The sequence below is a fragment of the Amycolatopsis acididurans genome (assembly GCF_012328925.1).
In the GTDB taxonomy this organism is placed as follows: Bacteria; Actinomycetota; Actinomycetes; order Mycobacteriales; family Pseudonocardiaceae; genus Amycolatopsis_E; species Amycolatopsis_E acididurans.
Genome location: NZ_JAAXLS010000002.1, coordinates 404,612 through 414,761 on the forward strand (window position 1 = coordinate 404,612; position 10,150 = coordinate 414,761).

Genomic DNA, 10,150 nt, shown 5'->3' on the forward strand with positions numbered 1-10,150 from the left:
CATTTTATGGAACTATGTGTTAAGTTTGCTCGGCCAGCGGAGCACCGTCAAGCCGACGGTCCGTTGTCCTTTGTGGACTCAGTGACGATCTGGTTCGACGCCGTGCGAGCGCAGCGCCTCGCCGATCTGGCTCGGCAACTCGACCACGGTCGCACCGGCCGCGGTCAGCGAATCCACTTTGGACCGACCACTGCCTCGTCCACCGCTGACGATCGCGCCGGCGTGGCCCATGCGCCGCTCCGGCGGCGCACTGCGACCGGCGATGAACGCGACCACCGGCTTGTCCATCGTGGCGATGTGGGCGGCCGCCTCCTCCTCCATCGAACCGCCGATCTCGCCGACGAGGACGACGGCATCGGTGCCCTCATGCCGGTCGAGTTCGCGCACCGCGTCGACAGCGGTGGTTCCCAGGATCGGGTCGCCGCCGATCCCGATGAACGCCGACTGGCCGTACCCGTCACGCACCAGGTTGAGCGACACGAGCGTGCCGAGACTGCCGCTGCGCGAGATGACCCCGATCGAACCCGGCCGGAAGATGTGGCCGGCGAAGCCCGGCATGATGCCCACCGAGGCGACACCGGGCACGACGAGCCCCGCCGTGTTGGGTCCGAGTACCTGTGCGCCGGCGTCGCGGGCGTCGGCGAGCACTCGCATGACGTCCTGGTAGGGCACGTGCTCGGTGAGGAGCACGACCTTGCCGACGCCGGCCGCGAGCGCGTCGGCGGCGGCCGAGCGGACGCCCAGTGGCGGCACGAACATGACGCTGACGTCCACCGGATGGTGCCGCGTGGCTTCGCACACGGTGTCGTACACGGGTATCCCGTTGACGTCGGCCCCGCCCTTACCGGGGCTGGCGCCCGCGACGATGCGGGTGCCGCATTCGGCCATCTTGGCGGCCCAGAACGAACCCTGCCTGCCGGTCAGGCCCTGGACGACGACGTTGTCCTTCGCGGAGATCAGCATCAGCGCCGCACCGCCCTCGTGCCGTCCACCGCGGCGGCCGTCACCGCCGCGCGGACCGCGTCGTCCATCACGTCGAACGGCGCGACGCCGAGGCGTTCGTGTACCAGGCGGATGGCCTTGTCCTCGCCGGTGCCGTGGATCGAGAAGAAGATCGGGACCGAGGGTGCCAGCTCCTCGATCGCGGCCAGCACGCCTTCGGTCATCACGTCCGTGCGCGCGAAGGCACCGCAGAAGTTCACCACGACGCTGCGCACGCGCGGGTTGTCGAGTACCAGGCGCAGCGCGGGCGTGGCCTTGGTGTAGGCGTCCCCGCCGATCTCCAGGAAGTTCGCCGGCCGACCACCGTAGTGCGTCACCGCGTCCAGCGTGGTCATCGTCAGACCGGCCCCGTTGGCGAGGACGCCCACCTCACCGTCCAGTTCCAGGTAGGCCAGGCCGAGAGCGCGTCCCCGGCGCTCCAGCTCGGTCCCCGTTTCGATACCGCCGCGCAGGATCTCCGCGAGCAGTTCGTGGTGCCTGCCCAGTCCGCCGGGGTCGAGCGAGATCTTGCTGTCCAGTGCGAGCACGTCGGACCCAGCGGTGACGGCGAGCGGATTGATCTCGACGAGCTCCGCGTCGAGGCCCCGGTACAGCCGGTACATCGCCAGCAGGGTGGCGACCACCTGCTTGCCGGCCCGCTCGGGCAGGCCGAGGCGATCCACCGCAGCGTGGGCTTGTGGCTCGGTCAGGCCGGCGCGGATGTCCACCGCGATCCGCGCGATCGAGTCCGGATCGCGAGCGCCGATCTCTTCGATGTCCATACCGCCGGAGGCCGACAGCAGCACGAGCGGTCCCTTCGTGGCGGGGTCGTTGAGCACGGCGGCGTAGAGCTCGGACCGGATGGCCACCCCCGTTTCCACCAGCAGACTGGTCACGGTCGCACCGCCGACCGTTCCGCCCAGCAGATCGTTCGCCTCCTGCCACGCGCCCCGAGGGTCGTCCGCGAACCGGATCCCGCCAGACTTCCCACGCTTGCCGGAGGGCACCTGGCTTTTCAGTGCGACCGGGCCGACGAGCGCGGCGGCGGCGTCACGCGCGCCGTCCGGAGTCGTGACCACCCGGCCGCGTGGAACCGGCACGCCCACCTCCGCGAGCAGCCGCTTTCCCTGGTATTCCAACAGTTTCACAGCTGTCACCGCCCGTAGGTGTCGAGGTAGCGGCCGAACAGCTCGCGCTCGGCCGGTATCCGCGGCGGGATGGGCCGTGCGAGCCGGGTGATGTTGAGGAAGTGGCGGTAGGAGAGGTTGTCGCTGATGCTGTTGCCCGCCCACGTGCCGGCACCCATGGTGAGTGTGAAGCCGAGTCCGTTGTCGAACGCTCCCCCGGTGCCGAAGCAGTGCGCCTGGTTGACCAGCACCCTGGCCACCCGCAGGCGGTCGGCGGCCAGCCGCGCGTGGGCCTCGGTACGGGTGTGGATCCCGCAGGAGTGCCCCGCGCCCTGGTAGTCGAGCAGACGCTGGATCCGCTCGAGAGCCTGTTCGAGATCGTGGAACCGGTACACGGTGAGCACGACGGACAGCTTCTCTCCGCTGAACGGGTGGTCCGGCCCGACCTCGTCGTCCTCGACCAGGAAGAACTCCGCGGCGCGCGCCTCGCGCGAGTCGAGCCCGGCCAGCGCCGCGATCCGGTCCGGGGCTTGCGCGACCACGGCCTGGTTCAGCTTGCCGTGCTGCCACATGACATCGCGCAGCCGCGCCTTCTCCTGCGCGGTGAGCAGGTAGCCACCCTGCTTCTGCAGCGCGCGCATCATGTCGTCGTAGACGCTCGCGTGGACGTGTAGGGAGTTCTCCGAGGAGCAGCTCGTCGCGTAGTCGAAGGTCTTGCTCAGCTTGATCTTGGCCGCCGCGTCGTCGAGGTCGGCGTCGGCGTCGACGATGACCGGCGCGTTCCCCGCGCCCACCCCGATGGCCGGGGTGCCGCTGGAGTAGGCCTGCCGCACGTTGCGCTGGGAGCCGGTCACGACAACGAGGTCGGCCTGGCGCATCAGCTCGCTGGTGAGCTCCTTCGTGGGCCGCGGCAGGTACTGCACGAGGTCGCGGGGCGCGCCTACCGCGTCGAGCTCGGCATGGATGTAGTCGACGAGCAGTCCACAGGTCGACGCACCCTTGGGCGACGGTGAGATGATCACCGCGTTGGCGCCCTTGAGCGCCATCATCGTGTTGTTCGCCGGAGTGGCGGCGGGATTGGTGGACGGGCAGACCGCGGCGACCACGCCCACCGGCTTCGCGTACTCGGTGATGCCGGTCTCCGGGTCGTCGCGGAGTATCCCGACCGACTTCGCGCCCGCGAGGTCGGACAGCGTGCCAAGGGTTTTGCGCTGGTTCTTGCCGACCTTGTCCGCGACGTTGCCCAAGCCGGTGTCCCGGACCGAGATCTCGGCCAGAGCCTGGGCCCGGTCGTGGTTGTAGATCGCCCACGCGGCAGCTGTCACCACGTCATCGACTCGTTGCTGGGGGTAGTGGGAGAACTCCTCCTGCGCGGCCCGTGCCCGCTCCACCAGCTCGGTGATGGTGTCGGTGGTGCCCGCGGTGAGAGTGGTGGTCATGGCGTCCCTTTCCTGCCGGACGTCAGCGCTTCTTCCCCCAGGACTCCAGAACGGCGCCTTCCATATATTGGCAACTTATCTCACGAAGGTACGGCGTGCCGTTCGGCGAAGTCAACGTCTCAGGCTTGCCGGACACCCCGCGGGCGCCTGACGGACCTGTGATTGTTGACACAGCAGAAGCGGCCTCCTAGCGTTCGTGGAATCAGCTCCCACAAATTGGAATATCCCCGCTGGCCCTCGATCGCACGGGCGACCAGCGGCAAAGGTGGTGTAGTCCCACGATGTCTTCGTCAGACCGAGCCCCGATCACCAGATCCAGCCCCTCCTCGCCCGCCAGCGCGGCCGAGCCGGCCAGGCAAGGCACGTCCGCGCGCGCCGCCCCGAACACCGGGCTCTGGCGCGCCTACCGTGGCCGCGTGCGCGGCTGGATCCTGCTCCTGCTGTGCCTGATGTACTTCATGACTTACGTGGACCGGGTGAACATCTCCACCGCGGCCCCGTTCATCCGCTCCGAGTTGCACCTGTCGAATACGCAACTGGGTCTGGTGCTCTCGGCGTTCGCGATCCCGTACGCCTTCTTCCAGATATTCGGGGGCTGGCTCGCCGATCGCTTCGGACCCCGCAAGCTGCTGACCATCGTCGGCGTGGTCTGGGCGCTGGCCACGGTGGGCACCGGCTTCGCGACCGGCCTGGTGACCCTGTTCGCCGCGCGCCTGGCGCTCGGCTTCGGCGAGGGTGCCGCGTTCCCGGGCGCGACCCACGCGATGTCGCGCTGGCTACCCGCCGACCAGCGCGGGTTCGGCCAGGGTGTGGTGCACTCCTTCTCCCGGATCGGCAACGCCATCGCGCCGGTCGCGGTCGCGGCGATCATCGCCGCGTCGAACTGGCGCGTGTCGTTCTGGTTCCTCGGCGCCGTCAGCCTGCTGTGGGGCCTGGTGTGGCTGCGGAGCTACCGGGACCGGCCGGCGGACCACCCGCGCATGACCGACGCCGAATTGAGCGAGCTGACCGTGCGGCAACGGGCGGACAAGCGGCCGCCGGTGCCGTGGCTGCCGCTGCTGCGCCGCATCCTGCCCGTGACGTTCGTCGACTTCACCTACGGCTGGATGCTCTGGGTGTATCTGACCTGGATCCCGTCGTTCTTCGCCGGCGCCTACCACCTGCGGCTGAGCAAATTCGCGCTGTTCACCACACTGGTGCTGCTGGCAGGGGTGGTCGGCGACTCGGCCGGCGGCCTGTTGTCGGACTGGCTGCTGCGACGGACGGGCAACCTGCGGTTCGCCCGGCGCACGGTGCTGGTGGTCGGCCTGTTCGGGTCGTTCGCGTTCGTCATGCCCACGCTGTTCGTGCACCGGCTGACGCTCGTGACCATTTGCCTGGCGGTGGCGTTCTTCTTCCTGGAGCTGACCAACGCCGTGCTGTGGGCCATCCCGATGGATGTCGCCCCCGAACACGCCGGCACCGCGGGCGGATTGATGAACACCGGATTCGGTATCGCGGGGATCGTCTCCCCAGTGACATTCGGGCTGCTGCTCGACCAGACGCACAACTGGGTCGTGCCCTTCATGGTCTCGGCCGGCCTGCTGGCCGTCGGCGGCTTCACGTCACTGGCGCTCAAGCCGGAGCGGACGCTTCCGGTGCGGGACGTGCCGGCGAACGCCGAGAAGGCCTGACCTGACGGGTGGCTGGGCCACCCGTCAGAAGCTGTGCCCGGGTGGCAGCAGGGCGGAGATCTCCTTCGCCGCGCTCGCCACCTCGGGGCCCAGCTCGTCGAAGCGGTGAGCCGGGACGCGGATGGCCGGGGCCTGCACCGCGATGGCGGCCCTGGCCACTCCGGCGCTGTCCCAGATCGGAGCGCCGACGCAGCGCACCGCGGCGTGCGATTCCTCGTCGTCGATGCTCCAGCCGCGGGCGCGCGTGCGCTCCAGATCCGAACGCAGCGCCTTCGGCGACACGTGGGTGTTCGGGGTGATGCGCTCCAGGCGCTTGACTCCCTTGAGCAGCCGCCGCTCGGTGTCGGCGTTGAACGCCAGCAGCGCCTTGCCCATCGCGGAGGCGTGCAGCGGCACCCTGGTGCCCGGTGGCTGGGTGAACCGCAGCGGGTTCTGCGACTCGATGCGCTCCACGACCACCGCTCCCCCGCTCCCGTTGGCGAGCACGCCCAGATTCACCGATTCGCCGGTCCGCTCCGCCAACCGCCGCAGTGCCGGCGTCACGACGTCGAGGGCGAAGTTCCGATACGCGGCCTGCCCCAGCAGAAGGCTCGCGGTGCCCAGGTAGTAGCGCTCGTTGTTGGTGTTCTGCGCGAGATATCCCTCGGCGACGAGCGCGCGCACGATGCGATGCGTCGTGCTGAGATTGAGCCCCAGCTCCTTCGATACCGCTCCCACACCGAGATCCCCGCGGTGGTCGCGGAAGACCTGCAACACCGCGAACGCGCGCGAAATGGTCTGCGCACCCGTTATGCCCGCCTGTGGCGGTTCCTGTTCGCCGACTGCCATGACACCTCACCTTCATATGTTGGAAGACCAGTTTAGCGCGTTGATTGACAGCGGTCCGCCACCTGGCTTAGCTTCGGTTATGGAATGTAGTGCCACATATTGAAATTACTTGGAGGGCACGATGCCGACTGATGGTGGCCGCACCAAGATGACGGCAAGCGAAGCGTTCGTCGAGCAGCTCGTGGCCGAGGGCGTCACCATGATCCCCGGCATCGTGGGATCGGCTTTCATGGACGCGCTCGACCTGTTCCCCGACGCGGGTATCCGGTTCGTCCCGGTTGCGCACGAGCAGAACGCCGCGCACATGGCCGACGGCTATGCCCGGGTCACCGGACGGCCGACAGCGGTCGTCGCGCAGAACGGACCTGGCATCACCAACTTCGTCACCGCGGTCGCCGCCGCGAACGGCGCGCACACCCCGATGGTCGTGGTGACCCCGTCGGCCGGATCGACGGGCGTCGGACTGGAAGGCTTCCAGGAGACCGAGCAACTGGCCATCTTCTCGAAGATCACCAAGTGGCAGGTTCAGGTGAACCGCCCGGACCGGATGTCCGAGCTCGTGCGGCGCGCGTTCTACCTTGCCAAGGCGGAGCAAGGTCCGGTCCAGATCGACATTCCGCGTGACTACTTCTACGGCGAGGGCGACTACGACATCTACCCGTCGAGCGACCTCCGTCGCGGTCCCGGCGACGGCGAGCAACTCCGCGAAGCCGCCCGGCTGCTGGCCACTGCGCGCCGGCCGGTGATCGTGGCGGGCGGCGGCGTGGTGGCCGCGGAGGGCGTGGACGAGACGGCCAGGCTCGCCACCTACCTCACCGCACCAGTGGCGAACTCCTACCTGCACAACGACTCGTTCCCCAGCCACCACCGGCTGGCGGTCGGGCCGCTGGGCTACCAGGGCTCGAAGGCGGCGATGCGCCTGATCGCCCAAGCGGATGTGGTGCTGGCGCTCGGGTGCAGGCTCAATCCTTTCGGCACGCTGCCCCAGCACGGCCTCGACTACTGGCCCGGAGACGCGGAGATCATCCAGATCGACGCCGACCACCGGCGGCTGGGCCTGACCAAGCGGGTGCGGCTGGGCATCGCCGGCGACGCCAGGGCCGCCGCCGCCGAACTGGTCCGGCTGCTGGAAGGCGAGCACGGTGAACGCGCGCCGGACGAGGCGCGGCTGGCCGAGATCAATCAGGAGAAGGCGGCCTGGGCGGCCGAACTGGACGAATGGAGCGTGCAGCGCGGCGACGCACTGCGCCCACGTCGCGCGCTCGCACTGCTGCGCGACGTGCTGCCCGATGACGCGATCGTCTCGACCGACATCGGCAACATCTGCTCGGTCTCGAACTCGTACCTGCACTTCGACCGGCCACGCAGCTTCCTCGGCGCGATGACGTTCGGAAACTGTGGCTACGCCTACCCCACGGCGCTGGGCGCCAAGCTCGCCGCACCCGGACGCCCGGTGTTCGCCTACGTCGGCGACGGGGCCTGGGGCATGAGCCTGGCCGAGGTGATGACCGCCGTGCGCGAGGACATCCCGGTGATCGCCATCGTCTGGAACAACAAGCAGTGGGGCGCGGAGAAGAAGAACCAGGTGATCTGGTTCGGCGACCGTTATGTCGGGTCCAATTTGGACAACCCTGACTTCGCCGAGGTCGCGCGGGCGATGGGCGCCCACGCGAGCACCGTCACCGGACAGGACGAGCTGCAGCCCGCGATCAAGGACGCACTCGCCTCCGGAGGGCCGAGCGTGGTGCAGATCAACACCTCGCGGGAGCTGGGCGACCCGTTCCGCCGCGACGCGATGCGCTACGCGCGGCGCCACCTGCCGAAGTACGCCCACCTCAACACCAAGCCGGAATGACACACCCGATCCTGCGCGACGCACCCACCGGGACAGCAGGCCTGCTCGAGAGGTGGCGGGCCCGGCTCGCCGGCGCCTGCCCGCACGTCCTGCTCGCCGACGGTGAGGACCCGCGTGCGGTCGAAGCGGCGCTTCGACTGCACGCGGAAGGCGTACTGGCGGTGCGCCTGCTCGGCCGGCCGGAGGAGGTCGGCCGAGCAGGCAGCGGGAAAGCGGTACCGGCGTCGATCGTGGTCGATCCGGACAGCCTCCGCAGGGACCCGCGAGTACGGAAAGCACTGGCGTCCCCGGTACGTGGCGAGGGCACGCCGTCCGACCCGCTTCATCTCGCCGCGGCCGCACTGCGTGCCGGGTTGGTGCACGCGTGCGTCGGCGGCGCCGCGCGGCCTACCGCCGACGTCCTCCGCGCCGGGATCCGGGTGGTGGGGCCGGCGCCGGGGGTGCGCCACGTGAGCAGCATGTTCCTGATCATCGGGCCCGACCGGGTACTGGGGTTCGCCGACTGTGCCGTGTTGCCCGACCCCGACGCCGAACAGCTGGCCGACATCGCCGTGGCCACGGCGGGCACCTACCGGGCACTCACGTCCCGGCAGCCCGTCGTCGCGATGCTGTCCTTCAGCACCCACGCCAGCGCCCGGCACCGGCACGTCGACAAGGTGCGCGCCGCGACCGCGCTCGCGCGCGCCCGCCTGCCGGACGTCCCGGTCGACGGGGAACTCCAGCTCGACGCCGCGCTGGTGGGCTCCGTCGCGGAGCGGAAGGCACCCGGCTCACCGGTGGCCGGGCGCGCGAACGTCCTCGTCTTCCCCAACCTCGACGCCGGCAACATCGGTTACAAGATCGCCGAACGGCTCGGCGGCGCGACCGCGCTGGGCCCCATCCTGCAAGGCCTGGCCGCGCCGGTGAACGACCTCTCGCGCGGCTGCGACAGCCGCGACATCGAGCTGATGGCCTTGATCAGCGGGGTGCAGTCGCTGGGAAGAGCGTGACTTGTCCACGTCGCGATCACCGGATTGAACCTGATCTGGCCGCCCGCGCCGAGGATCGTCCACTGTGGATCTCGACACGTGGCTGATTCCGGCGGCCGTCCGCGCCCCAAGGACGTCCAGAGCGGTCGTCGAACCGCGACGCGATCGTATCGTTTCCGTTGCCACGAAGCCTTTTCCCCGCGAGATCACCCCATGGTGGCTTACCATCGGAGCAGGCTGATCGTTGGGTGCCATATCCGATTCGGGCAGGAGGCCGGGTATGGGTGCGTTGGGGATCGATCTCGGCAACTCCAACACCGTGGTCTGCACAGGGCGCAGCGAGCTGGTCCTGGAAGAGCCATCGGTCATGCTGTTGCGCGCTTCCCGGGGGCGGCGGGTGAAAGTCGCCGCGATCGGGCACGATGCGCGCGACCTCGTCGGACGGACCTCGGCCGAGGTCACCGCGATGCGCCCCCTGCACGACGGCGTCATCACCGACCTGGACACGGCGCAGGCGTTCATCCGCGCGGTCCTGCGCAAACTCGCACCGCACCGGTGGCAGCGGATCAGAACGACCGCGGTGATCGGCGTGCCGCTCGGCGCGACCCCGCTCGAACGCCGGGCTCTGCTGGAAGCCGCCGAGGAAGCGGGCCTGCACCGGCCCGTTCTGCTGGCCGAGCCGATCGCGGGGGCGATCGGCTGCGGGGTGGACCCGCTCGACCGTCGCACGCATCTCGTCGTCGACGTCGGCGGCGGTACGGCCGAGGTGACGGCGTTCTGTTTCGGCGAGGTGCTGGCGCACCGGTCCTCCCGGATCGCGGGCGACGAAATGACCTTGGCGGTGTACCACCACCTCCGCGAGCGGCACGGCATCCTGGTCGGTGAGATCGACGCGGAGGACATCAAGATCCGGTGCGGCACGGCGGAAGGCCCGACCATCGCCGTCGCGGGCCGGGACGCCGCCACCGGACGGCCGAAGCTGGTCACGGCGTCGATCGAGGAAATTCAGGAAGCGGTGCGCCCGGTGACCGACGCGATCGTGCAGACCCTGGCCTCGTGCATGGACGATCTGCCGCCGCAGAGCGTCGGTGACGTACTCGCCGAGGGCCTGCTGGCTTTCGGCGGCGGTTCCCTGCTCCGCGGGTTCCACGAACGGCTGGACGAGGCCCTGGGTTTCTCGGTGAAACCGGCCGAACGTCCGCTCACCTGCGTCGCCGAGGGGGCTGCGAGCGCATTGCGCAACCAGTCGCTGCTCGAGTCCTTCCGCGGCTGGTGAGCG

Annotated in this window: 8 protein-coding genes; 4 read left to right on the forward strand and 4 right to left on the reverse strand. The window is 69.5% G+C overall.

Going from position 1 to position 10,150, the window contains the following annotated elements; all coding sequences use genetic code 11:
• Positions 1-78 precede the first annotated feature (78 nt).
• From HFP15_RS05380 to sauS, 3 genes are read right to left on the reverse strand one after another with little or no spacing between them, the layout of a single operon-like run.
• A complete protein-coding gene (locus HFP15_RS05380; protein WP_168512047.1) occupies positions 79-963 on the reverse strand; it encodes a succinate--CoA ligase subunit alpha in 885 nt (294 codons plus the stop codon).
• Positions 963-2,129, reverse strand: coding sequence for a succinate--CoA ligase subunit beta (locus HFP15_RS05385; RefSeq protein ID WP_168512049.1), 1,167 nt, complete (start codon positions 2,127-2,129; stop codon positions 963-965). Before HFP15_RS05385 ends, HFP15_RS05380 begins: the two co-directional genes overlap by 1 nt.
• A gap of 5 nt (positions 2,130-2,134) precedes the next feature.
• The gene (gene sauS / locus HFP15_RS05390; RefSeq protein WP_168512051.1) at positions 2,135-3,547 is read right to left on the reverse strand and encodes an acylating sulfoacetaldehyde dehydrogenase; all 1,413 of its coding nucleotides are present in this window, start codon (positions 3,545-3,547) and stop codon (positions 2,135-2,137) included.
• A 281-nt stretch (positions 3,548-3,828) separates the two neighbouring features.
• Between sauS and HFP15_RS05395 the strand changes: the two genes are divergently transcribed.
• Entirely contained in the window at positions 3,829-5,220 is a 1,392-nt protein-coding gene (locus HFP15_RS05395; RefSeq protein WP_168512053.1) for an MFS transporter, read from the forward strand.
• Between the two features lie 24 nt (positions 5,221-5,244).
• Here HFP15_RS05395 and HFP15_RS05400 read toward each other — a convergent pair whose 3' ends face one another.
• A complete protein-coding gene (locus HFP15_RS05400; RefSeq protein WP_168512055.1) occupies positions 5,245-6,048 on the reverse strand; it encodes an IclR family transcriptional regulator in 804 nt (267 codons plus the stop codon).
• Positions 6,049-6,169: 121 nt separating this feature from the next.
• On the opposite strand from HFP15_RS05400, the gene xsc reads away from it, so the two are divergent.
• The 3 genes from xsc to HFP15_RS05415 all read left to right on the forward strand — a co-directional run bounded on the left by xsc (position 6,170) and on the right by HFP15_RS05415 (position 10,147).
• Positions 6,170-7,903 (forward strand): sulfoacetaldehyde acetyltransferase, encoded by a 1,734-nt coding sequence (gene xsc, locus HFP15_RS05405; RefSeq protein WP_210716727.1) that lies wholly within the window; start codon positions 6,170-6,172, stop codon positions 7,901-7,903.
• Complete coding sequence (locus tag HFP15_RS05410) at positions 7,900-8,892, forward strand: phosphotransacetylase (RefSeq protein WP_168512057.1); 993 nt, start codon at positions 7,900-7,902, stop codon at positions 8,890-8,892. The genes xsc and HFP15_RS05410 overlap by 4 nt, the downstream gene beginning before the upstream one ends.
• A 259-nt stretch (positions 8,893-9,151) precedes the next feature.
• Positions 9,152-10,147 (forward strand): rod shape-determining protein, encoded by a 996-nt coding sequence (locus tag HFP15_RS05415; RefSeq protein WP_168512059.1) that lies wholly within the window; start codon positions 9,152-9,154, stop codon positions 10,145-10,147.
• Positions 10,148-10,150 lie beyond the last annotated feature (3 nt).

What these genes read in the sequence shown, in the direction of transcription:
- HFP15_RS05380 (WP_168512047.1), bottom strand. Translation starts at nt 963, where the DNA reads ATGCTGATCTCCGCGAAGGACAACGTCGTCGTCCAGGGCCTGACCGGC.
- sauS (WP_168512051.1), bottom strand. Translation starts at nt 3,547, where the DNA reads ATGACCACCACTCTCACCGCGGGCACCACCGACACCATCACCGAGCTG.
- HFP15_RS05395 (WP_168512053.1), top strand. Translation starts at nt 3,829, where the DNA reads ATGTCTTCGTCAGACCGAGCCCCGATCACCAGATCCAGCCCCTCCTCG.
- HFP15_RS05400 (WP_168512055.1), bottom strand. Translation starts at nt 6,048, where the DNA reads ATGGCAGTCGGCGAACAGGAACCGCCACAGGCGGGCATAACGGGTGCG.
- xsc (WP_210716727.1), top strand. Translation starts at nt 6,170, where the DNA reads ATGCCGACTGATGGTGGCCGCACCAAGATGACGGCAAGCGAAGCGTTC.
- HFP15_RS05410 (WP_168512057.1), top strand. Translation starts at nt 7,900, where the DNA reads ATGACACACCCGATCCTGCGCGACGCACCCACCGGGACAGCAGGCCTG.
- HFP15_RS05415 (WP_168512059.1), top strand. Translation starts at nt 9,152, where the DNA reads ATGGGTGCGTTGGGGATCGATCTCGGCAACTCCAACACCGTGGTCTGC.